The organism is Rufibacter tibetensis, assembly GCF_001310085.1.
Classification (GTDB): domain Bacteria; phylum Bacteroidota; class Bacteroidia; order Cytophagales; family Hymenobacteraceae; genus Nibribacter; species Nibribacter tibetensis.
This window is the reverse complement of record NZ_CP012643.1, coordinates 3,541,048-3,564,690: the sequence shown is the minus strand read 5'-3', so window position 1 is coordinate 3,564,690 and position 23,643 is coordinate 3,541,048. Positions and strand designations below refer to the sequence as shown.

Sequence of the window (23,643 nt, the reverse complement as noted above, 5' to 3'; positions counted from 1 at the left end):
TGCTTATGAAGCTTTCTTTGCGGTTTTCTCCTGCGCCAGAAGGTTCACCATGCTAGATACCCGCCACGGAAAAGCTGCCATAGCACCTGCATCCATCTTACACCGGGCATCTGGCTGTTTGCGCCAGGACTTATTAAATTTTGGATGTAGAATCATATGTTCTTTTTATAAGGAGACCTTTTGGTGAAATTCCAGAATGGAGCGGTGAATTTATATTCACAAAAGCGGCGGCTTGTATCTTTATACGTTTTGCGCTACCCAGAAAGTGCCAGAAAAAACACGGCAAAAAGCTTGAGAAAACACTGATTTTTCAAAAAACAGCCTTTAATTCGCTTTAAGTCTGCTACTTTTCGATAAGATTTAGCGCGAAAGCCCTTTTTTGAGACACTTTAAGGAAAAGTGTAATGGCAGGGTCGCATCCGTAAAAGTGCCCTTCTAATTCAGTATTTAACTTACCAACATCGCCTGCCCCTGCCCGTACATGTTAGCGCTACATGGCACCACATAGTGACCCAGTAGCAGAACCTAAAAATCCTTGATTATGGAGAAGAAATGGGTGATTGCAATCCATGGTGGAGCTGAAAACCAAAGCCGCGAGGAACTGAGCGAGACAAAACAGGCAGCCTATGAACAAGGCCTGGAGAATGCCCTCATGGCTGGCTGGCGCATCCTGAAAGAAGGCGGAAGTGCCTTGGATGCCGTGGAGGCTGCCGTGAACAGCATGGAAAACAACCCGCTCTTTAACGCTGGCAAAGGGGCCAGCCTTACCAGTGCCCACACCGCTGAGTTTGACGCCTCTATCATGGACGGGAAAACCATGAAAGGCGGATCGGTGGCCGGAGTGAAGCACGTGAAGAACCCTGTTACCCTGGCCAGAACCGTGATGGAGAAGTCAAAGCACGTGATGCTGGTAGGCTCTGGCGCCGAAGACTTTGCCCGTGAACATAAAATGACGCTGAAACCAGACGATTACTTTATCACGGAGGAAAAAGAGAAATCATGGAAGGAGGCGCAGAAAGAAGAATCAGTAACCGGGCATGACACCGTGGGAGCCGTGGCCCTGGACATGGACGGCAACCTGGCCGCTGCCACGTCTACGGGTGGTCTGGTCAACCAGCTTCCGGGCCGGGTGGGCGACTCTCCCATCATTGGCAGCGGCGTGTACGCAAACAATGAGGTGGTAGCTGTTTCCTGCACCGGTGACGGGGAAGGCATCATGCTTTCTAACGTAGCCCATGAAGTGTACGCCCTCATGAAATACAAAGGACTCCCGCTGAAGGAAGCCTCGGCAGAAGCCATGACCACCTACCGCGACCTTATTGAAGGCGATCGCAACTTCATAGCCATAGACCCAAATGGCAACGTGGAGTTCAGCTTTGAAACCAACCTCATGTTCAGAGCCTGTAAGAAAAACAATGATCCTACGTACCTGGCCATCTGGAAAGACGATGACGGCAACTGGGAACGGGAAGAGTAAGAGAAAGCTTACCTTACTTTACCCAGAGCAACCATAGACAAGACATTTCAAGCACAAATACTTACCCCAGTTTCAGGACTGTTTTAGATAAAACAGTCCTGAAACTGGGGTTTTTGTTGGGTGACAGCACGGTAGCTGTTTGTCCCCCTTTGAAGGGGGTAGGGGGATGATTGTTCATGCGGATCAAAGCATTTCCTGTTCTTTGCGCTTGCTGTTTGGCATTGAAAGGAAGTTCCTTGCCTCTTCTTTCGATTTCCTCATCCCCCTACCCCCTTCAAAGGGGGACGGAATGCGAAAATTGCCTAAACCAAAGTTTGAGGCATCGAGCGTTGCTCTGACGTGGGGTGTTTACATATTCTGGTCCAGCCATTTCATATTCTTTTTTTAAGTATACCCACGTTGCAGAACCGGCAATGCTTGCTCTCCTGTGTAAACACCCCTCTTTGTCTCCCCTCAAGGGGAGAATCTGCGTTGATAAACACGATTGGTATATTTGAGCCATTGAGAGCATCAAACACTGTAAAGACCAGGATTGAAAACAGAGGCAAAGACGTAACTTGCCTCCAGAAACTACTCATTATAAATCAGAAATGACCAACTCTACTCCTACTAAACCTGCTATTATCGTACACGGGGGCTGCGGCAGTGTCTATCCAGAACCTATGTCTCCGGAAAGAAGAGCTGCTTATGAAACAAAGCTAATGGAGGCGGCGCAGGCTGGTTATGAAGCTTTGCAGGCAGGTAAAAGCAGTGTGGAAGCGGTAGAGGTCAGCGTGAAGATTTTGGAGGATTCTCCCCTGTTCAACGCGGCGCACGGGGCGGTTTTCTCCAATGAAGAAATCATTGAACTGGATGCCTCTATCATGGACGGGGCTGCTTTTCTGGCGGGAGCCGTGGCGGGCGTGAGAACCATCAGGAACCCTATTTCTGCGGCTCGCAAAGTGATGGAAGCTTCAAACCACGTCATGATGGTGGGCACCGGTGCCGAAGCGTTTGCCCAGACCGTTGGCCTGGAAGTAGTACCTCCTTCTTACTTTGAAATAGCCGAACGCCGGGACCAGATCAGGCAAATCAAGGAAGCCGAGGCGCAAGGCCAAACTACCAAAGAAACCAAGTTAGGAACGGTAGGCGCGGTAGCCCTGGACCTGAACGGAAACCTCGCCGCGGGTACCTCTACCGGAGGCATGCTGAACAAACGGTTCGGGCGGGTGGGCGATTCACCTATTATTGGGGCCGGCACATTTGCCAACCACGTTTGTGCGGTTTCAGGCACTGGCCATGGCGAGTTCTTTATGCGGCACACCGTAGCGCATGACATAGCCGCTTTAATGGAATACAAAGGAGTATCAGTGGAACAGGCGGCTCAGAAAGTGATTCATGAAAAGGTACTCAAGGCTGGCGGCGAAGGCGGTGTGATTGTGCTGGACGCACAGGGCAACCGCGGTATTACCCACAGCACGCAAGGCATGTTCTGGGCCAGTGTCTCTTCAGATGGAACCCAACAGGTACACGTAGACAATATCATCATAGAGTAAGCCAGTGAGGCCAGGGTGCACCAAATGCAAAAAGGCACCGCTCCTGTTTTCAGCCGTTTTTCTTAAAACGAGCCTAGAACCAGAGCGGTGCCTATATATGTGATTTTGGCTACTGCCTAATATCTCTTTCTTGCCTGAACGCCTGACCTGTTAAACAAGTACAGCGGAATGCTGGGGTTCAGGGCTTCTTTGATTCCTGCCGTAGTAATGTAGTAGTACGGCGGAATAGAATGCACATTACTACTCATTAAGTACCCATGTGTTTCTAATGTTTTGCAACAGGCCTGTACCTGGTCTAAGGGTAATCCTGCTGCCTCACTCACGGCTTCCGGCGACACGGGTAAATGCACTGGTGATTTGTCTCCGTTTACTAAACTATATATAGCTTTTAGCACCTGCTCTTCCTTTTTCATACCTATCTTCTTTATGCCCTCACTATCAACGTACAGTATCCAGGAGAGTTGTATAAATACGTAACTATCTTGAAAATTCTCTCCGTATTTCACCACAGAGATATATAAGAGATACTAGTACAAACACAAAAGAACCTAAGTTCAAGAATAGAAGGTTTATAGGGGAAAAGGTCCATTTTTCACTTCTTTTCCTAAAAACAGGCCTTGAACTGATATCCTAAGCAGGAAAAACCTGACCTGTTTGCTTCTGCTAAAAACTGGTAAAAGCAGAATGGAGCCAAGAAAATACCGGTTTGTTCGCCCTCGGCGTACCTGAGTTAACCAGGTTATATAAACACCACCAGCCTTCAGACGCATAAGAACACCAAACAGAAAACCGGGCCTGAAACATACGTTTCAGGCCCGGTTTTCTGTTTGGTCACAATCAGCCTACTTCTCTTTCTCCGCCATCCAAGTCATAGCGGTGCTTGGCGTTGGCATTGGCCATGAGCAGCTGCCGGATGCGGGCAATGTGCAGTTTCAATTCATTGGCGCGTTCCTCCTGCGCTTCTGACCAGTGGTTGTGGCCTTTGCGGCGGTCCTGTTCGGCCATGGCGCTGAGCATGGTGCGGCGCTCCTCCAGCATGCGCAAGGCAATCCAGAGGGTTTCTTCAATGGATTCTACGTTGGCGTTGAGGTAGGCGTCTGGGGTGAAGGAGTGCCCAACGTGGCACCGGTAATGCACCACGTTACCTTTGTTTACTTCCCACAACGCGCCGCCACAGCTGGGGCACGAGAAATTGGAACGGGGCCCCATGAGTTCAGTGTCTTCAATTTCGCCGTTGCCGGTGTCCAGCATGAGGCGTTCAGCAATGGAAGCTTCGTAGGCAATGTCTTCGGGGATCTCGGCCGTGGCGGAGGCGGGCACAAACACCAGTTCCTGCAGCAATTCGCCCATTTCAGCTATGGTGACCACGTAATCTACCTCAATCTCATTCAAGACGCTCTGGGGCATGTCGGGGTACTCGGCTTCTTCAGGCTTCTGCACCATCGTAATACCTCCGGCGCGTTTGATCATTTCCATGCCCACGGTGCCGTCTTGCAGCATACCGGTGAGCACAATGCCGATCACCCGCGGACCGTAAGCCGCCGCCGCCGACCGGAACAGCGGATCGATGGCGGGGCGAAACAGGTTCTCACGGGGGCCTTTGGTCACCAGCATGCGGCCTTTCTGCAGCAGCAGGTGGTGGTCTTGCGGCACAAAGTACACGTGCCCCTGCTCAATGGTTAATTCATGCTCTGCTACGTGGCAGGTGAGCTTTGACGTTTTGTTCAAGCGCTCTACCAGCACATCAGAATTAGAATTTCTGGCCAGGTGCTGCACTATAAAAATAGAGGCTGGTAAATCGGCGGGTAATTGGTCCATCAGCTCACAAAGAACGGCCATGCCACCGGCAGACGTACCAATCACAATGATATCGTGGTGAGGAAGTTTCATGAAGGTTTAGGTTGTCTTTTGAGGTACTACGCGCAAAACGGCAAAAAAGCCAATTTTTGTGCGTAGTTGCGGTTTTCTCTTTTGGTTCGTAATTGTCCTGTTGCCCTGTCCGTATTAGTGCGGTTTCTAAAAAGGGAAGAGTCTCTAAAGAGAGGTTTGAGGCGGATTTATTGTACCTTGTAGAACTGCGGCAGGACCTTTTAGGAAGTTAGACGGTACAATGGCTGCCTTACGCCGGAAGCGAAACACCAGAGCCTTCTAACTACTTAGAGACCAGCCGCTTCAGATTACGTACAACTTTTATGGAGAGAACAGAAACAGACCACCAGGCGGCTCCTGCTACCACAAGGTCTGATAACCCCGTGCTGAATGCACCCCAAAAAGAAATCATTCCGCCAGACAAACCCAACCACGAGTTTCAGATTGTGGCCCTGGGCGGATCGGCGGGTTCATTGGAAGGGTTTGAGTCCTTTTTCCAGCACCTGCCCTCAAACACGGGCATGGCGTACGTGGTAGTGCCTCACCTGGACCCTACCCAGAAAGGCATGATGACTGAGATCATCAAACGCTACACCAACCTGCCCGTGGTGCAAATCAAAGACGGCATGACGGTAGAACCAGAGCACGTGTACGTGGTGCCCGCCAACAAAGAAACCTCCCTGGAAAGAGGCCGCTTTAGGCTGCACGAACCGGAGCAACCCAATGGCCAGCGCATGCCCATTGACTTCTTTTTCCAGAGTTTGGCCGTGAACCGCCGTGAGCACGCTATTGGGGCCATTCTCTCAGGCATGGGCGCAGATGGAGCCCTGGGCGTGAAAATGATTATGGAGAACTTCGGGATGGTGATGGTACAGGACCCTGCCACCGCCCGCTTTGACGCCATGCCCCGCAACGCCATTAAAACTGAGTTTGTAGATTATGTGCTGCCCGTAGAGGAAATGCCCAAAAAGCTGCTGACCTACGCGCACATGCCGCCCCTCAAGAGCAAGACCATGGTAGAGGCGCACAAGTCTACCCAAATGCTGCAGAAGGTTTTTACGCTCATCCACAACAAGACGGGCCATGACTTCTCGCTCTACAAGCGCAACACCATTTTCAGGCGCATTGAGCGGCGCATGAACAGCCACAACATCATTCAGTTTTCTGAGTACGTGCAGTACCTGCAGGACCACCCCCATGAAGTGGAACAGCTTTTCAAGGAACTGCTCATTGGCGTAACCAAGTTTTTCAGAGATACAGAGGCCTTTGCGTTGCTGCAGGAGAGATACCTGCCAGAAATGCTTCAACATAAACGAGACGGCGACTTTGTACGCGTGTGGGTGGCGGGTTGCTCTACCGGCGAAGAAGCTTATTCCATTGCCATTCTGTTGCTGGAGACCATTGAAAAAATGGGCAAGCACCTCAAACTTCAGGTATTTGCCACAGACATTGACCCCGAGGCTATTCACCGCGCCCGCGCCGCCAGCTACCAGGAAAACATCACCGCTGATGTGTCGCCGGAGCGCCTGAGACGCTATTTCACCAAAATTGACACCCACTATTATGTCAAAAAAGAGCTGCGCGATCAGGTGGTGTTTGCCGTGCACAACCTCAACCGCGACGCTCCTTTTACCAGACTGGATTTACTCACGTGCCGCAACCTGCTCATCTACCTGTCCTCAGAGCTGCAGAAGAAGCTGTTTCCGGTGTTCCACTACTCGCTTAACCCTAACGGGTTGCTGTTTTTAGGTTCTTCAGAGACCCTGTCCGGCTTCCCAGACATGTTTACTACCCTTGACACTAAATGGAAAATCTCCCGCCGCGATGACACCTCCATCCCGTTGACGCGCCTGTCAGAATTCCCCTTCACCTTTACCTCTGTTGAACAAGTGAAAGCTAATCCAGAACCGCAGGCTGCGGCAAAAAAAGATACTACCATGAGCCGGGTGGTGCAACGCGTCATGCTCCATCACTTTGCGCCGCCCACTTTAATTGTGAATGCCTCCGGCGATATTTTCTACATACACGGGCGCACCGGCAAATACCTTGAGCCCGCCCAGGGCCAGGCCACCCTCAACGTGTTTGACATGGCCCGTGAAGGCCTCACCTTTGAATTAAACAACCTGGTGAGCCGGGCGGCCGTGCTGCAGGAAAGAGTGGTGGGTGAAAACATACCGGTGCAAACAGACCACGGCACCCAACACGTGAAACTAACCGTGACGCCCCTGCAGGAGCCTGACCAGGTAAAAGGCATGCTCATGGTGGCCTTTGAAGACATGCCCACTCCCAGGCCACGCAAAGGGCGCAAAGACACGCTGGAGGAATCTTCGCTGAAAGATGCCCGCATTTCTGAGCTGGAAAAAGAACTGCTCTACACCAAACAGCGCCTGCAAAGCACCATTGAAGAAATGAACTCCTCCCTGGAAGAGCTTAAATCTACCAATGAAGAACTGCAGAGCGCCAATGAAGAGCTGCAAAGCACCAATGAAGAGTCTATGACGAACAAAGAGGAGATGCAGTCTCTGAACGAGGAACTCATGACCATCAACCTCCAGTACCAGACCAAGACCGAGGAGCTGACCAATTCCAACAATGACATGAAGAACCTGTTGGACAGCACCGAGATTGCCACCATTTTCCTGGACAACCAGCTCAACATTAAAAACTTTACCCCGCAGGCCACCCAGATCTTCAACCTCATCAGGGCAGACATAGGGCGCTCGCTCACCCACATTGCCTCTAACCTGAAGTACCAGAACATTGAAGATGACGTAAAGGAAGTCCTGGACCGCCTGCGCAGCAAAGAGGTGCACCTGCAAACCAAAGATGAGCAGCACTGGTACTCTATGCGGGTGCTTCCCTACCGTACCGCAGACAACTTCATTGACGGCGCGGTAGTGACCTTCACCAACATCACTAACTTCAAGAACCTGGAAGCCAGCGTGGCGGCCACCAGCCTGTACGCGGCCAACATCATAGACATCATTCAGCAACCGCTGGTGGTGCTGGACGGGCAACTGCGGGTAGAAAGCACCAGCAACGCCTTCGCGCAAACGTTCCAGCTCATTCCAGAGCAGTTGAAAGGCCAGTGGCTGTACCATCTGGGCAATGGCCAATGGGATATTCCAAGGCTGAGAACCCTCATGAACCAGGTAGTGAAAGAAGGCACTGAGGTAGTGAACGAAGAGCTGGAACATGAATTCCCGGTACTGGGGTACCGCAGAATGATTCTGAACACGCGCCGGGTAGAGCAAACGGAAAATAAACCGTTCAAGATTCTGCTGGCCATGGAGGTATTTGAGAGATAGAGAGAGAGAAAGGGCAGGCTAATACCCTCTGTTAATTTGACGCTTACTTCATCCCGTTATGAGTGACGAGACCAAACAATCTACTGATAGGCACCATGACTTCTCCCTGCTGCGGCAGGAAGCAGAGAAACTGCAAAAGCCCATTTCTGCGGCCGATGTGCAGAACATGTCCATGCATGAGGTACGCCTGCTGATCCAGGAACTGCAGATTCACCAGGTAGAACTGGAGATGCAGAACCACCAGCTGCAACTGGCCACCCAGGAGCTGGAAGCCGAGCGGGCCAAGTACCTCCATTTGTATCAGCACTCGCCGTTTGGGTACGTGACCTTAGACGAGCACGGGATCATAGAAGAAGCCAACGCCAAGGGAACAGAACTGCTGGCTGCTTCCAGAGACCAACTGATGGCCCGGCGTTTCAGCCAGTTTGTGCACCAGGACAGCCTGGACGCTTATTATGGCTTTTTCAGAAAAGTGCTGCTTTCTGAAGCGGCCCAGACCGTAGAACTGGAAGTACTCTCCAGCAAAGGCACCGTTTTCTACGCCCAGTTGGAGGGCATGCTGCTGCGCCGCGAAAATGACACCGATCAATGCCGCATTGCCTTCCTAGACGTAACCGAGCGTAAAACCGCCCACCTGGAACTCTCCAACAAAGAAGCTTTGCTGTCTGCGGTGTTCAACTCCTCACTCAACGGCATTCAGGTTTTTAAAGCCATCCGCGACAGCGATGGAACCCTGCTTGATTTTGAGTGGGTGATGCTGAACCGAACCGCCGAGCTGTTTCTGGATTACACCCTGGAGCAACTACGCCGCAGCCGCCTGACGGAGATCATGCCCAGCATGCTCACAGACGGGCACTTCTTCACGTTCCTGAACGTGGTAGACAACGGCGAACCTGCTACGTTTACTGCCCATTTTCCCAAAGGAAGGTCAGAACGGTGGCTTAACTGCGTGGCCGTGAAACTGGATGATGGCTTTGTACTCACCTTTGAAGACGTCACGCAGCAGCGCATTGCCAATGAGAAACTCCAGGAAAGCCAGTTGCTAGTCAAAAAGACCGCCGAAGCCCTGCCTGATTTCCTGTATGTAGAAGACCTGATCCTGGGCCGCAACATCTACAACAACCGTGATTTCCTGGCCTTTCTCGGCTACACCCCGGCAGACATTAAGGGGCACCCCCGTGAGCTGCTGGACACCCTCTACCACCCCGAGGATGCCCACCTGCTCCTGGACCGTGGCAACCGGTTTGCAGAAACCAAAGACGGCGAGTTCCTCTCGGTGCAGGTGCGCGTCAAAGCCAAAGACGGCTCCTGGCGTGACATCATGTTCCGGGAAACGGTCTTTAAACGCGGCACTTCGGGCAGGCCTATCCAGTTGGTAGGCATTGCCACTGACCTAACGGAGAAAAACCAGAAAGACCGCGAGCTCCTGCAACTCAATGAGACCGTGGCCTCCATTCTGCAAAACCTGCCCGTTACGCTTTGGCGCATCGGCAAAGACGGCCTGGTGCTGGAGTCAAGGGGAGCGGGGCTGAATGCGTTGGGTCTGGAAGAACAGCAGATGGTGGGCAATGGCTTCGCTGATCTCCACCCGGAGCTAGACCAGCAGATACAGCTGGCCCTGCAGGGGCACAGAATCACCACCCTGGCAGAATTCAATGTGGAAGGCCAGAAAGTATACAAACAGGTGTACCTCTTCCAGGACACCCATACCGGTGAAGCCATTGGTTTCTGCCTGGACATTACCGAGCAAAAACAGGCCGAAGAAGAAGCCCGCTACCGCACCATGCTTTTAGACCAGTTGCTTCATCACTTGCCCCTGGTGCTAGCTGTGATAGACAGAAAAGGTGTTTTCCTGGAGATGAAAGGGAGAGGGTTGCGCAAGCTGGGTCTGGAAGACAATGCCAACAAAGGGAAAAGTGTCTTTGATATGTACCGGGGCCTTAAAGACAACATAGATGATATCCTGAACGGAGAGGTGAAAACGTTCCCTTCTTCGTTCCGCTACCAGGGCCAGGAAGTTCATTTCCAGAATTATGGTTTTCTAAACCAGGAACACAACGTAGCCATTGCGTTTGCCATTGACATTACGGAGCTCAAAGAAGCCCAGAACGACCTTACCCACGCCAAAGAGTTCTCAGACAACCTGCTGGAAACCCACAACAACGGTATTTTTGCTCTGGACCAAAGCCTGACCGTAACCACCTGGAACAAGGCCGTAGAGGAATCGTCTTCTTTGGACCGCCATAAAGTAGTAGGGCATCCAATTCAGTGTATTGTTCCCTCCAAAAGCAGGCACCGGTTTCTGCAGAGCCTTAAACGTGTGCTGGCCGGCGAACAGGTGACCATGTATAAGCTTCCCTTCCTTCCCGAACACCGTTCCTTTGAGGTGAACCTCACCCCTATTCTGGGCACGAAACAAGAAGTGACGGGTATTCTGGGTACCGTGCGTGATACTACTGCCCAAAGATTGCGGCAAAAAGAGGAAACTCAGCAGAAACTGGCGCAGCAAAAAAATGTGATGGACGCCATTATCACTACCCAGAACGAAGAACGTAAACGCATTGCCGAAGCCCTGCACAACAGCCTGGCCCAGCTCCTGTATGCCGCCAAACTGAACCTGGAAGACATTCAGATTGACCTCTCAGACAAGGAAAACAATACAGCCCCGCTGCAAAAAGTCTCCACGTTCCTGGAAGAGGCCATCAAAGAAACCCGTACCCTGGCGCATGAGCTTATACCAAGGGTGCTGGTAGATTTTGGGTTGAAGTCTGCCCTGAAGGACCTGGCTACCCGTCTTTCTACCAACACCTTTACCGTACGTTGCGTGATCACGGGCTTTGATGAGCCCAAAGACTACGAGTTTGAAACCTACCTGTTCCGGTTTGTGCAGGAGCTTTTGAACAACATCATGAAACACGCTGAGGCCACTGAGGCGCTGGTGCAAGTGGTAGACAAAGGAAACTCCGTGCGGGTGCGGGTACAGGACAACGGCAAGGGCATGCCCAGCAACTGGTCTGAACGTACCGCCTCCAAAGGCATTGGCCTGGCCACCCTCCGCAGTCGTGCCCGCCTCCTGCAGGGCGATATGCAGATTGACTCCACCCCCGGCGACGGCACTATCATTACCATTGAAATTCCGCATTAAGATTATTTAGTCCCTTTCCGGCCTGTTTTCTACAAACAGGGCCGGAAAGGGACTAAATAATCTTCTAAGAAATAAAGCTTTGCCTCTAAATTGGTTGCAGACGTGAAAGAGGCACGGCGGCTTTGGTGCTAAATTTACCTTTAGTTTTTTCCTTTTTAATTAAAATTCAGCATCTTAGCCCTCCATCAGCTTAACCTTACACTAGTTAGCCTCGTTATTCATGTTTCGCCAGTCCTGCTGGATTGGCGTTCCCGTACTACCCTCCCCCACCTTCACAAAGCAACGTTAAAATCCTTGTTCTGCTTTATTAGCGGTCAAGCCTAACGCAGCTTAAATTATTTTTGACTCCTCGTATATGGGCCACTTTGCAAACAAACCACCTTTAAACGGTTTTAAGGCCCTTAAATACAAACTACCTCCCCCACACCAGATCTACTCATTTTTCCACCGGCCTTTATTTTCAGCCCAAAACCAAAACTGGCATCTATTTTGGTAAGCAGCGGATGGAGATTAAACTGATGTAAGCTATGTTGATGACGGAAAAGGAGTTCTCGGGAAGTTTGCTGGAAAACACCCCCGATGGAATTGTGGCGTTTGACACCCAGTTTCAGGTAACCGCCTGGAACAGGGCCATGGAAAAGATCATGTCCACTGACCGGGAAACTGTCATGGGCAAATCGGTGCTCTCGTTTTTCCCGGAGGAGAAAAGGCGTTACCTGCAGCTTCGTTTGTCACGGGTGTTTCAGGGCCACCACATCACCACCTATGCTCTTCCTGGCCTTTCCCTTGACCGTCGCTTTAAAATCAACGTGGTGCCCCTAACCGGCGCTGAAGAAGAAGTAGCCGGTGTACTGGTGATTCTTCATGAGATTACCCAGCAGATAGAACGTCAGCACCAAACCGCTGTCCAGGATCTACTTGTTGAACAGCACACTGCAGATAATGCCTTTCCCAATCAAAAGCAGGAAGAACGGGCTCTGATGACCGAGACCTTGCACCAGCGCCTGGGCCAGTATTTGTTTGCGGCCAAGCTGAATTTAGAGGACCTTTTGCAGAAAACGCCTTCAAAACAGCCGGCGCACACTCCTTCGCTCACCCGCATCAATCACATGCTGGAAGAAGCCATCAAAGAAACCAGGAACCTGGGGTATGAGCTACTACCAAAGCCCGTGGAAAGATATGGCCTGCGAACGGCCTTGCAGGACCTGGCGCAGCAACTGTCCTCAGAAAAAGTATGGGTGCAGTGTGTGGTGTCTGGTTTTGAGCAGCACGTAGAAGCCCAACTGGAAAACTCTCTTCTGGGCATTGTGCAAGACCTGTTAAACAGCACCTTACAGAACGCCTGGGTAAAAGAAGTATTGGTACAGGTACTGGACAAAGGACATCAAATCATAGTGCGGGTAGAATGCAATGGAACACGTACGCCTTTCTTCACCACAGAAGGCGGCAGTTCAGACCTGAACCTTTCCTTTCTGCAATACAAAGTAAAACCCCTGCAGGGCACCATTCACGTTTCCTCCACCCCCGAAGACGGAAGAGTCATCACTCTTCTTTTAAACCGAAAAGCAGACCCTAACAGAAGTTCTTTCACCAATGAAGCCCCAACTACCGGAAGGCACATTTGGGTTTAAGGAAATAATTATCTCCTTTTCTCTTCTTTCATGGCAGGAACAGACAAAGCTGGCAAGGGTTTATTTAAAGAAATGAGCAATCTTTAGAAAATAGGACCAGAAAAGATACTATTCCAACGGGAGGTCTTAAGAGAAATAAGGGAGGGGCAAATCTGGCGAGAGACAGGAAGCTTTATTTTTCCTGTAAAATGGCCTCTTTTTTAGAGGGAACAATGGTCATGAGCAGGTGCAGCCCCAATAATTCAAACACATTCCTTACGTGCACACTCATTCCGTAGAGCACCAGGTGAATGTTTCTGTCTTCAAACGTGCCCAGATGGGAAATTATTACGCCCAGCCCTGCGGAAGAGATGTAATTCAGCTCCTCACAATCAATCCATAGCTGTTCTATGGGCTTACTTAGGGCCACCTCTATCTCTTTGTCCACCACCAGACAAGTAGAAGCATCCAACTCGCCGCAGAGGTGCAGAATATAGGTTTGTGCTTCTTCTTCTACCTTTATAGTCATGGCTTTTTTTTATAAAGTAAGTAATTCCTTCATAATAGCAAGGCAAAAACCAGGTTATTTCTTTGTTAAATTCCTCTTATTTACATACTTAATTGCAGTTTCTAAAGAATCTACCATGGTTACTAAAGAGTCAAATCCTGAGGTGGTAATTAACTCCTGAATGTTGTCTTTCAGGTTAAAAATCACTAATTCTTTTCTCTGTTCCTGAATCTGCTGCACATACGGAAGCAGGTTGCGAAGCCCCGCCGGACTGGCCTCTGTCACCCCTGAAAAGTCCAGGAGCAGGAAACGCGTATTGCGCTGGAAAACAATACTTAACTGTTGCCTCACCGTTTCATTAGAATGGATATCCAGTGCTCCCTTCAAAGAAACCAGTAACCCTGCATTTGTAACCTGCGTAAGAATTTCCATTGGTTTCTTTTGCTCCTTCTATAAAAGTGACACCTCTTTATCTAATTTAATTCTGTTAAATTTCTTAAATACTGGTACGTTTGGAAAGAGTAAAACTACCAAATTTTTACAATCAGTATTTATACTGAGTTTTCAGATTAAACCCTGCAAAAGAGCTATTAAGGGCTTATCTTGTCGGAATTAGCCGTATAAATAATTTATCTTGCACTACGCCAATTACAGTAATATAAGCTAAACGCTGCGTAAACCCCTAACTTTATTTAAAGCAATAATGATAAAGGTTATTCTAGTAGATGATCATACATTGATCAGAGATGGGTTGAAGTCTTTACTTAAATCTGAGAGAACCATCCAAATAGTGGGCGAGGCAGAAAATGGCCAACAACTTCTGGAGCTTCTGGAAACTGTCACGCCTGATGTCATCATGTTAGACCTTAACATGCCCGTGATGGATGGTTTTGAAACCCTGCAACACCTTAAGCAGAAACACCCAGACCTAAAGGTTCTGGTTCTAACTATGCTGGACCAGGAAAGCTACGTACACAAAGTTCGTACGTCGGGTGCCATGGGCTACGTGCTTAAAACCGCCGGCAGAGATGAGTTGGTGCATGCCATTAAAACGGTGGCCAATGACAACTCGTTTATCTCCTCTGAGGTGGCTCTTAACCTGTTAAACAAAGCGAATAACCCAGATGGTGGCGGAAGTACAACTGCTTCCAAAAACAACCCAGAACTGTCTAAACGCGAAATGGAAGTTCTGAAGCTTATTGCAGAAGGCTATACAAACGCCGAAATAGCTGATAAACTTTTTGCGAGCAAGCGTACTATTGAATCACATCGCCAGCATTTGATTGAAAAAACCAAAGCCCGCAATACAGCCACCTTGATAAAGTACGCCATTCAAGAAGGTCTGATAGACTAAGATACTAAACGAATCATAAAAAAGCAAGACCTCCGTTTGGACGCTGTTTCATGAAAACAGGCTCCAAACGGAGGTCTTGCTTTTTGCCTTTCCTGCTCTTTCTAATTCTTAATACAGGCTGGAATGACCTTTACCGGGTCAGGTACAGGACTTGTGGTAGTTGGCTCAGGACTGATGAAGTGTTCACCTTGGACCTGTTAGAGAAGGTACTTTCAGGTGCTACTAAGGAGGCTGAAACTTACAGCTTGCACTTCTCCAGCTCTACCAGATTAACCGGGCAGGAACTTTTTAAACCACAACTTCAGGAAGCGGGGGGGTTACTTCTTTAAGCGAGGCAACTTAAATACGTTTTTACCAGATTGGGGGGTCTGGATGTATCTCTGACGCAGGTCTTGCAACCTGGCTAAAGAGTCGTTAATGGAACTGTTATCTACCGGAAGTAGTGAGCTGTTCATTAAAAGCTTCTCAATGGGCTTGCCCGCTACTACCTTTTTCACCGGAGAGTTCATAAGTTAAATACAATCTATTCTGTTAATTTATGTATAGGCAACGAAATTATGGTATTGCTACAGCTCTTACAATAGGGGTATATGAAACATTCAATGTATTTGTTGCATTAAATTTTAATTTTTACATTTACTCAACTTAACGCGGTTCTATATGCATCCAATCCTGGGTTTTCTGTTTTTCTTTCTGGGCCTGCTTGCGTCTTTTGTAACCTGGTTGCTGACCCTGGTATTCGGGTAATCGGCGTATCATGGGAGCAGGGTTCCTGCCAGATTGCCTCCTGCAAACTTCCAGGTTTTCAGAACTTCTTCTTGTCTTTTGGTATAGGTGGGCTAAAAAAAGAGTACTTTTGCACCCCCTTTTGCCCTACTTCCTGTTTGTAAGGCGAAAGTTCCTATAACCTGCGTACCTACCTATGTCCACCCTCTCCCCGGCGGTAAAGTCTATTCGCATCATGGCCCTAATGCTGGGACTAGCCCTGGTGCTGCTTAGCGTCAAGTTTGGAGCTTATTTCCTTACTAACTCCAACGCTATTTTAACAGATGCGCTGGAGTCTATCATCAATTTTGTAACTGGCGGGGTGGCCTTGTACAGCGTCTTTTTAGCTGCCAAGCCCAAAGACCAGGATCACCCGTATGGGCACGGCAAAATAGAGTTCATTTCTTCTGGCCTGGAAGGCTCCCTTATCACTCTGGCGGGCGTGGCTATCATCTTTAAATCTGTTTACAACCTGCTCCACCCCCAGCCCATCCAGAAAATGGACGTGGGTATTGTGTTAACCTTAGGTGCTGGAGTGGTGAACTATGCCGCTGGAAGGTACCTTGTACACAGAGGCACCAAACACCACTCCCTTACTATCATAGCCAATGGCAAGCACCTTCTTTCAGATGCATACACCAGCCTTGGCCTGGTGATTGGCTTGGGCTGCATCTACTTCACGCAGATTCTTTGGTTAGACTCAGTTGTGGCAATTATATTCGGTTCCTTTATCACCTACACCGGGTACGGCATTGTCCGCAATTCCATCTCGGGTGTCATGGACGAGGCTGACCACCAGCTTCTGGAACGTATCATCACGGTCCTGAACCAGAGGCGGCGCGAAAACTGGATTGACCTGCACAACATGCGGGTGATCAAGTACGGCAGCATGCTGCACATAGACAGCCACCTTACATTGCCTTGGTATTTCAACCTGCAGGAAGGGCACAAAGAAGTAGAGTTGTTACAGGAGATCATTACCCAAGAAATGGGTGACATTGTAGAGCTTTTCGTTCACCTGGACCCCTGTTTGCCCCCGCACAGTTGCCGTCTCTGCACCAAGTCAGATTGCCATGTCCGTGAACACGACTTTGTAAGCAGGGTAGAATGGTCGTTAGAGAATGTCATTGAAGACGAAAAACACTCCTTATAAACTTATCATAAGTAAGTACTAATAAAAAGCCCTGCACTTCTCAAGTGCAGGGCTTTTTTCATGCGGGTAGCTCTTCCTCTTATGACATCTTACACTCCAGGTAAACCTTGGCTTTTTGACCTGTTATTGAAAGAGCACCTATGATAAACCAAAAGCCTCTTTGAAGGAAGTAATCGCTTTAACGAGGCAACTTCCTCATATCCCTTCTCAACAATTTTATTAACTCGTTAAACTCATACAGAGGATACGCTTATATACCCCACTTCTAAAACAACTCCCGGGAGAAACACTCAAACCGACTAGGATGTGGTGCACGTTTGCAAGCCTAAGAAAGGAAATCACCGCTTTGCAGTATAGCAAGAAAGGGTAAAATTAAGCTCGGGGCTTACTTCCCAGGAATATACTATTACTCTTCTTTGGCGGTAGACTTCTTCAACCACAAATCACTTACGATGGCGTAGTGGTCTGAAAGGTTCTGCCGAATGGTTTTGTAATCTGTCCCTACCAGTTTAGGGTCATGGAGGAGGTAGTCAATGCGGAGAACCGAGAAGAGCCCGTTAAAAGTATTGCCCAAGCCCCACCCGCTTTCCACGAAAGCATCCTGCAGGCCTTTGCTAATTTTATTATACGTGAAGGACGCAGGGGGGTCATTGAAGTCACCACATACAATGACCGGATAAGGAGAGCTTTCAATATGGTCTGCCACCACTTTTACCTGCCGCGCACGCTTCACCGCTCCTACCTGCAACCGCCGGATGATGTTTCTGGAAGCAATGATTTTCTCGTCGTTGGAAGGCTTGGCATTGGGGTTGCCCAGGAACTCGTAGTCTTCGCGCTTAAACCGGTTAGACTGGAAGTGCACGTTGTACACCCGCACGGTGTCTTCGCCAATTTTCAGGTCAGAGAAGATGCATAGGTTGTTTGTTTCCTCATTGAAAAGAATGCTCCCTTTTCGCACCACCGGGTACGTGCTGAAGGTGGCAATTCCCCAATGGTCGCTGTTGCGCAACGTCTCTGTATAGGCCACATGGTGGTTGGTTGCTTTCTGCAGTTTTAGCAGCGTGTCTAAGTTGTTGCGGTTGGGTTTGGATGAGGTATAAAACTCCTGGAAACAGAGAATGTTTGGGGCTTCTTCCTGCACCATTTTAAAGATTTTTTCTCGGGTACGTGGGTGGCCGGTCCAGTCATACAAATCAAACAAACGGGCATTGAAACTAAGCACCCGAACCTTCTCTGCGTTAGCCGGCACCCGGGTTTCAAAAAGGTTCATTTGGATCTGGCCCCGTAGGTTGTCAAACCCCACCAGCACTGCAAAGACAGAGATGAACAAGGCCCTGCTTTTGATCAGGAGCCAGTACAGAATAAACAGCAGGTTCACCAACAACAGGCCAGGGTAAGCCAGGGCCACAAGGCTAGCCACCCAGAAAACGCTCGGGTTTACATAGGAAGAAATATGGGAGAGAATCAGTAAAGCCGCCGCCCCTATGTTTAGAAACACGATAAGTTTAAACAAGAAGCTTCGCCTGATTTTCTTCCCTGCCACAGTCCTTGATTGAGAAAGGGTGTTGGTATTCCCCATGCCTAAAGATACGAAGAGCCTGCCTTTTTAGAAAAAGTTATCTTGAGAAAGAAGCAGCAAGGCCTCTCTTTGAAAGCCCTGCCCGAAACCAGTATGTCTGGTGCCTCGTACTAGGAGTAAAACGTATTCCTGCCTAATAAAGTCTTCCTTCTGCTTATTTCTTACAGGTACTTAAAGCAGTACATCACCTACCCACCTTTACATTATTGACTTATTTTGACTTATCTACTCTTACCTTTAGACAGCCTGCAGCCGTGGAACGTGCATTTTAAAGGTTTGAGGGAGCAAATAAGCAAATCTCAGGACAAGGCAGGCAATCTCTTGCAGTTGAACCATTCTGATGTTCTTTGAGAAGGCGGAAGAGCTTACCATTTTCCTCCTTCTTTGGCAGAGTTTTTCCAGTATCTGGCTTATAACACACCCTGACAGGCTGTCACACCTCACCTACCGTATCCTTAAAAACCGGCCTTTTACCTTTATACTACTCAACCTTTACTTGAGCAGCTATTTTCTTCAGCTGATGCCAGAAGAGCAAAATAATTCAGGCGCACCAAGAGGATGCTCAAATAGGCTAAAACATTGAAAGTTGCTTTCCAGACCGGGGCGTAAACGCAGTAAGGTCATAAGCAGGCATAGACCGGCCTTTGAAGTATTTGTTCATTGAAACTTTAAAAAGACCTTTAATTGTTTCGGCCCATCTCCCCTCCCCTGTCATTCTTCTTCCATAGTTACTGTCATTGAGCGTACCTCCGTGGCAAGCTTTTATCTGGTCCAGCACCTTGTTTGCCCGGTCTGGATAAGCCTTGTAAACCCAATCCTCAAAGGTCTCGCCAATGGCTCCGTTCAACCGAACAATAGTGTATGCCGCTGACAGGGCACCAGCATTGGCAGAGGCCTCCAAAATAGCCGGTACTTCATGGTCGTTTAACCCAGGAATGATGGGTGCCACCATAACATTTACGGGTATCCCTGCCTCGGCCAAGGTCCTAACTACCTGCAGGCGTTTGGCCCCGGTGGAGGTGCGTGGCTCCAGCTTTTGCCGAAGCGGCTCATTAAGGGTAGTGATGGAAATGTTCACGTGCAACAAGCGGTGTTGGTGCAGTTGGGTGAGCAAATCCAGGTCGCGTAAGACCAGGGCATTTTTGGTAATCAGACTGACTGGGTGCCGGTACTCCAGCAACACCTCCAGCAGTTGGCGGGTAATCTTTTCTTTGGCTTCCACGGGTTGGTAGCAATCTGTGTTGCCTGCCAGCATGATGGGCCGAACCACCCATTTGGGATGCTCCAGCTGCGTGCGTAAAACCTGCGGTGCGTTCTGCTTCACGATGATCTTTTGCTCAAAATCCAAACCCGCCCCAAAGCCCCAATACGCATGGGTGTTGCGGGCATAACAATAAATGCATCCGTGCTCGCACCCTTGGTAAGGGTTCATGGAATAGACCAGCCCAAGGTCCGGGGAGTCCACTTCATTGACAATGGACTTAGGAAATTCTTTGAAAAACTGGGTGGCAGATTTTTGCTCCCAAGGTTCATCAAGCCCCTCCAGGTGCTCTACCACATACTCGTTTTTCAGGAAGGGATTGGCCGGGTTGTACTGTGCTCCCCTTCCTTTGGCAAGGTCATTTACCTGGAACGGTTTGGTTCCTTTTCTATCTTTTGAAGCATCAGATTCCATAGCTAAAATTATTAGTATTAATTTGTTAAAACAAGTAATTACTACAAATTTTAGTATTCACTTTCTCCTTAGTTCCTCATCTTCTTGAACAGGAACTTACCTCAATCAAAGGCTTCGTCTTTTCTCCGGCCTGTCTTTTGTTCGGAAAGGCTCCGTTTTTACTCTACCAAAAAGGTAAGTACAAATACGTATTTTTTTAATTTTTATGAGTTTCTTTAAACATAGGCAGACTAAATAAATTGCAATCTCGTACGAAGATGCATGTGATCAATATTCAAACTTAACCTTTCACTTAGCTATGAAAATTAACGGATTAAATTGGGGTGCAGCTTGCGCTCTTGCGGCAATGATGGCCTTCTCTTCATGTGGCGGCAGCGGCTCCCAGGAAGACCAGGCAAATGGTACCACTACTGACAACACCACAGTTGACAGCGGCACCATGGATGATGGCACCAGCACCACCACTGACATGAGCGGTACTGACACCATGGGTACTATGGGTACTACTACCGGAACCACCACTGGTACAACCGGCACCACAGGAACCACTGGTACCACAGGTACAACTGGTGGCACTACCGGAACAACTGGTACTACGACAGGGACAACTGGAACCACAGGTACTACAACTGGTACCACAGGCACAACCGGAACCACTACTGGTACTACTGGAACAACAGGTGGCACTACTGGTACCACAGGTGGAACAACCACTGGTCGTTAATCTCATTAAGTAGGCTTTTAGAAGCCTTTTATTCAAACGGTATCAAAAAGAAAGAGCAGCCAGGAAACCTGGCTGCTCTTTCTTTTTGATACCGTTTCTATTTATGGGCAATTCTTGACCTGTTCCCGCACCTGGCCAAAGGACACCCGCTCTTTAGGTGATTTAAACTCTTTATGCAGGTAATTGATGATGTTGGTAAGATCTGCCTCAGACAACTGCTGGTTACCGGGCATGGCCTGGTTGTATTCCTTCCCATTTACTATGATAGATCCTTGAATCCCCTGCCTGATCAAACAAGCCAGCACATCACGGTTCTTCTCTGAGTAGTCTGAGTTTACCAACGGGGGAATGACCCCACGCAATCCCTCGCCGTTCTCCAGGTGGCAACTGGCGCAGTGACGGCCGTAGAGCAATTCCCCTTCATCGCCTCTTTCTGTAAAACAGCCTGCAAACGCAAAAGCCAACAGGAAAAGCAAACCTAAGCTGATTTTAGGCCAAGGCATACTATTGAGCCTTGGTTTCGGCTAGCAGCACATCCATGTCTTTCAGGAGCTTGTCTATGTCCTGGGCATTGGTACCGTCATAATGCCCCCTCAGTCGCCGCTGCTCATCTACCAGCAGGAAAGCTCCACTGTGCTCAAACCCCCCGGGCATAGCCTTGTCTACCATGGCACTGGTAAAATAATGCTTTTGGGCCATGTCCAGGATGGTATCACGGTCACCGGTCAGGAAATGCCAGGTTTTGCTTTTCACGCCCAACCTGTCTGCGTAATCCCGCAGCACGGCAACGGTGTCATGGGTAGGGTCAATGGAATGAGAGAGCAAGGCCACCCGTGGGTTGTCTTTGTATTTCTCATACACCCTAAGCATCTGGCTCTTCATTTTGGGGCAGATGGAGGGGCAGGAGGTGAAAAAGAAATCGGCCACGTAGATTTTGTTTTCCACTGTTTTCTGGGTAACCAACTGACTGTCCTGGTCCACGAACGTGAAATCCGGGATAGAATGATACAGGGTGTCAACCTGGGTCTTTCCGTCTACGGTGGTTACCTGCGGCTCACGCGGGCCTAAGATGGGCAACTGGTCTTTTTCAGGGGGTGAGGTACAGGCGGTTGCCAGGGCTACCCCAAGGCAAAGGGTTAAAAGGGTATGTTTCATTTAGAAGGGTTACTGTAAAGGGAATTCAAAGAATCAGCGGTCTGTAGGCTCTGTGAAATGCTGACCCGCACTTTTTCAATCTTATCTTTTTCCTGCTGTAAGTAAGGCAAGGCTTCCTCCGGCGATTTCCCCTCAGGGCTCCGGTAGGCACGCATCCACTGCATCATTTGCTCATCGGCCTGCACCAGGTTGGAGATGCCGGTAGCCAGGCTTTGTTTGGCCTGAGTGTCCTGCACCACCACCGAATCACGCAGGTAGGTTAACTGCTTTCTATTGGAATACAAAGCTCCCATCTTAGCCATAGCCGAATCATGGAGTGCCAACACCTCCTGCTGTAATACCTCTACCTTCTTTTGGGGCGAAGGCGAACAGGCAGCCCCTAATAACACCAAAGAAAGAAGCGGAAGCAAAGGGTTTTTCATGAATAATTGCATTTATAATGCAAAGGTAGATGCTACACCCTTAGAACGCACAGGTTTTACCCAGATTATCCGGTGGACTGTTTTATCCCAGTCCTTATGCAATGTAGGGCAGATCCCTAGTGGTTGCCCTAAACGGCTTTCAACTGCAAAGAGTAACCACCAGGGATTACCTCTGACCATCTCGTGCTACTATTTCGTTTTGGAGTTGATTTTGGGAAAAAAGCATCAAATAGTATTTACAGATAAAGGACATTCCAGCGCATAAAAAAAGCGAGGCTACCTTTCTCAGGCAGCCTCGCTTTTCTCAGCTAGCTTTTTTTTTACCAGCTGAAGTCTTCACGGGGTGGCGGTTGCGACCCCTGGGTTCTCACGTGCCCGCTCATGGGGTCATAGCGGCGCTCGCGCCCCTCCTCAGAACGGTAATCCTGGTCATTTCCCCAACTCAAAGAGCCGGCCATGTTGCCGTAGTTTTCACTACGTCTGCCTTCGCCCTGCTGGTCATAGTGGTCGCGGCGGCCTTGGTTGTAGTCGAACTGTGAAGGGTTCTCTGAACGGGTGCGGCGGTCATGCCCGCTGTTCAGGTTGCCTAGCTGACGACCGCGCTCGTACTGTCCACGGTTGTAGTTTGACTGAGAATCATCATAGATTTCATATTTGCTGTCATCGCCCCGGCGGGAGATGTCATTGGTGCCTATGTCGCGTACGCCTCCTCTGGAACCGGCTCTGTCTGACGGCTCCCAGCCCCGGGTATTGTCAGCGCCCCGGCTTCCCGCACGTCCTGAACCGTCATACTGCTCGCGCTCACCAGGAGCAAAGCTGTTATGGTCACGATAGGCGCCATACACCTGCCGGTTTACATGTCGGTCACCTTCGCGGCCGTGACCGCTGCTCCAACGGGAGCCTTCTCCCGAGTTCTGGTTGTGCGAACCACCTCTGGAAGAGCCAAAGCCCTGGGCTCCGCCGTAGCTGCCCATGTTACCGAAGTTACGGGTGGAGTGCTCTAAGCCATTGTTGTCTTCATGGGCACCCATATTGTCAAAGCGTTCTCCGCGGCGGTTAGGGTCCCGGCCGTAGTCACGCGGAAGTTCATGGTCACGCTCTCTGCGGCGGTCTTCGTTGGAGCCCTGGTAATCGCGGCTTCTGTAATCGCGGCTGCTGTCCCGGTCATTGAAGTTCTGGCGGTTTAACTGGTCGTACTCCCTTCCACGGTCATTATCTAACCGGTAAGCCCCACGGTATTGGTCTTCATCATGTCCGCGCCGATGGTCTGAACGGTGATGATCTTGGTTATCTGATCTTTCATTTCTGTTCATAGTCTCAGATGTTTTAGTGTAACAAAACAACTTATCTTAACGACAAGAGGG

General features: G+C 49.5%; 20 protein-coding genes. 8 read left to right on the top strand and 12 right to left on the bottom strand.

Annotated elements, in window-relative coordinates:
* Positions 1–3: 3 nt before the first annotated feature.
* Entirely contained in the window at positions 4–156 is a 153-nt protein-coding gene (locus DC20_RS22890; protein ID WP_157593169.1) for a hypothetical protein, read from the bottom strand.
* 385 nt (positions 157–541) lie between these two features.
* Here DC20_RS22890 and DC20_RS14570 point away from each other — a divergent pair, with 385 nt between their 5' ends.
* Together DC20_RS14570 and DC20_RS14560 are read left to right on the top strand one after the other, a co-directional pair.
* Positions 542–1,477 (top strand): isoaspartyl peptidase/L-asparaginase family protein, encoded by a 936-nt coding sequence (locus DC20_RS14570; protein ID WP_062544506.1) that lies wholly within the window; start codon positions 542–544, stop codon positions 1,475–1,477.
* A 590-nt stretch (positions 1,478–2,067) separates the two neighbouring features.
* Positions 2,068–3,012 carry an isoaspartyl peptidase/L-asparaginase family protein gene (locus DC20_RS14560; protein WP_083470335.1) on the top strand — a complete coding sequence of 315 codons (945 nt, stop codon included), beginning with the start codon at positions 2,068–2,070 and terminating at the stop codon, positions 3,010–3,012.
* A gap of 116 nt (positions 3,013–3,128) precedes the next feature.
* Here DC20_RS14560 and DC20_RS14555 read toward each other — a convergent pair whose 3' ends face one another.
* Entirely contained in the window at positions 3,129–3,425 is a 297-nt protein-coding gene (locus DC20_RS14555; protein WP_062544503.1) for a helix-turn-helix domain-containing protein, read from the bottom strand.
* A gap of 424 nt (positions 3,426–3,849) precedes the next feature.
* Entirely contained in the window at positions 3,850–4,902 is a 1,053-nt protein-coding gene (locus DC20_RS14550) for a chemotaxis protein CheB (RefSeq protein WP_062544502.1), read from the bottom strand.
* Between the two features lie 302 nt (positions 4,903–5,204).
* Here DC20_RS14550 and DC20_RS14545 point away from each other — a divergent pair, with 302 nt between their 5' ends.
* From DC20_RS14545 to DC20_RS14535, 3 genes are all read left to right on the top strand, one after another.
* On the top strand, positions 5,205–8,189 hold the full coding sequence (locus DC20_RS14545) for a CheR family methyltransferase (protein WP_062544501.1): 2,985 nt from the start codon (positions 5,205–5,207) through the stop codon (positions 8,187–8,189).
* Positions 8,190–8,247: 58 nt separating this feature from the next.
* Positions 8,248–11,334 (top strand): PAS domain-containing sensor histidine kinase, encoded by a 3,087-nt coding sequence (locus tag DC20_RS14540; protein ID WP_062544500.1) that lies wholly within the window; start codon positions 8,248–8,250, stop codon positions 11,332–11,334.
* Between the two features lie 527 nt (positions 11,335–11,861).
* On the top strand, positions 11,862–12,965 hold the full coding sequence (locus DC20_RS14535) for a sensor histidine kinase (protein WP_083470334.1): 1,104 nt from the start codon (positions 11,862–11,864) through the stop codon (positions 12,963–12,965).
* Between the two features lie 172 nt (positions 12,966–13,137).
* Here DC20_RS14535 and DC20_RS14530 read toward each other — a convergent pair whose 3' ends face one another.
* Both DC20_RS14530 and DC20_RS14525 read right to left on the bottom strand, forming a co-directional pair.
* A complete protein-coding gene (locus tag DC20_RS14530) occupies positions 13,138–13,473 on the bottom strand; it encodes an STAS domain-containing protein (protein WP_062544498.1) in 336 nt (111 codons plus the stop codon).
* 54 nt (positions 13,474–13,527) lie between these two features.
* The gene (locus DC20_RS14525) at positions 13,528–13,884 is read right to left on the bottom strand and encodes an STAS domain-containing protein (RefSeq protein ID WP_062544497.1); all 357 of its coding nucleotides are present in this window, start codon (positions 13,882–13,884) and stop codon (positions 13,528–13,530) included.
* A 271-nt stretch (positions 13,885–14,155) separates the two neighbouring features.
* On the opposite strand from DC20_RS14525, the gene DC20_RS14520 reads away from it, so the two are divergent.
* The gene (locus DC20_RS14520; RefSeq protein ID WP_062544496.1) at positions 14,156–14,806 is read left to right on the top strand and encodes a response regulator; all 651 of its coding nucleotides are present in this window, start codon (positions 14,156–14,158) and stop codon (positions 14,804–14,806) included.
* Between the two features lie 317 nt (positions 14,807–15,123).
* Here DC20_RS14520 and DC20_RS14510 read toward each other — a convergent pair whose 3' ends face one another.
* Positions 15,124–15,315, bottom strand: a complete 192-nt coding sequence (locus DC20_RS14510) for a hypothetical protein (protein WP_062544494.1) — start codon at positions 15,313–15,315, stop codon at positions 15,124–15,126.
* Between the two features lie 413 nt (positions 15,316–15,728).
* Between DC20_RS14510 and DC20_RS14505 the strand changes: the two genes are divergently transcribed.
* Positions 15,729–16,724: a cation diffusion facilitator family transporter gene (locus DC20_RS14505; protein WP_062544493.1), complete on the top strand. Its 996-nt coding sequence runs from the start codon at positions 15,729–15,731 to the stop codon at positions 16,722–16,724.
* A 406-nt stretch (positions 16,725–17,130) separates the two neighbouring features.
* On the opposite strand, the gene DC20_RS14500 is transcribed toward DC20_RS14505, so the two are convergent.
* Entirely contained in the window at positions 17,131–18,303 is a 1,173-nt protein-coding gene (locus DC20_RS14500) for an endonuclease/exonuclease/phosphatase family protein (protein WP_062544492.1), read from the bottom strand.
* A 571-nt stretch (positions 18,304–18,874) separates the two neighbouring features.
* A complete protein-coding gene (locus DC20_RS14495) occupies positions 18,875–19,978 on the bottom strand; it encodes a PA0069 family radical SAM protein (RefSeq protein ID WP_062544491.1) in 1,104 nt (367 codons plus the stop codon).
* Between the two features lie 298 nt (positions 19,979–20,276).
* Between DC20_RS14495 and DC20_RS22885 the strand changes: the two genes are divergently transcribed.
* Positions 20,277–20,702, top strand: a complete 426-nt coding sequence (locus DC20_RS22885; RefSeq protein WP_062544490.1) for a hypothetical protein — start codon at positions 20,277–20,279, stop codon at positions 20,700–20,702.
* Between the two features lie 101 nt (positions 20,703–20,803).
* Here the strand turns inward: DC20_RS22885 and DC20_RS14485 are convergent, their stop codons facing one another.
* From DC20_RS14485 to DC20_RS14470, 4 genes are all read right to left on the bottom strand, one after another.
* Positions 20,804–21,205 (bottom strand): c-type cytochrome, encoded by a 402-nt coding sequence (locus tag DC20_RS14485; protein WP_062544489.1) that lies wholly within the window; start codon positions 21,203–21,205, stop codon positions 20,804–20,806.
* A 1-nt stretch (position 21,206) separates the two neighbouring features.
* The gene (locus DC20_RS14480; protein WP_062544488.1) at positions 21,207–21,857 is read right to left on the bottom strand and encodes an SCO family protein; all 651 of its coding nucleotides are present in this window, start codon (positions 21,855–21,857) and stop codon (positions 21,207–21,209) included.
* Positions 21,854–22,279, bottom strand: a complete 426-nt coding sequence (locus DC20_RS14475; RefSeq protein WP_071885627.1) for a hypothetical protein — start codon at positions 22,277–22,279, stop codon at positions 21,854–21,856. The genes DC20_RS14480 and DC20_RS14475 overlap by 4 nt, the downstream gene beginning before the upstream one ends.
* A gap of 320 nt (positions 22,280–22,599) precedes the next feature.
* Positions 22,600–23,592, bottom strand: coding sequence for a hypothetical protein (locus DC20_RS14470; protein WP_062544486.1), 993 nt, complete (start codon positions 23,590–23,592; stop codon positions 22,600–22,602).
* Between the last annotated feature and the right edge of the window lie 51 nt (positions 23,593–23,643).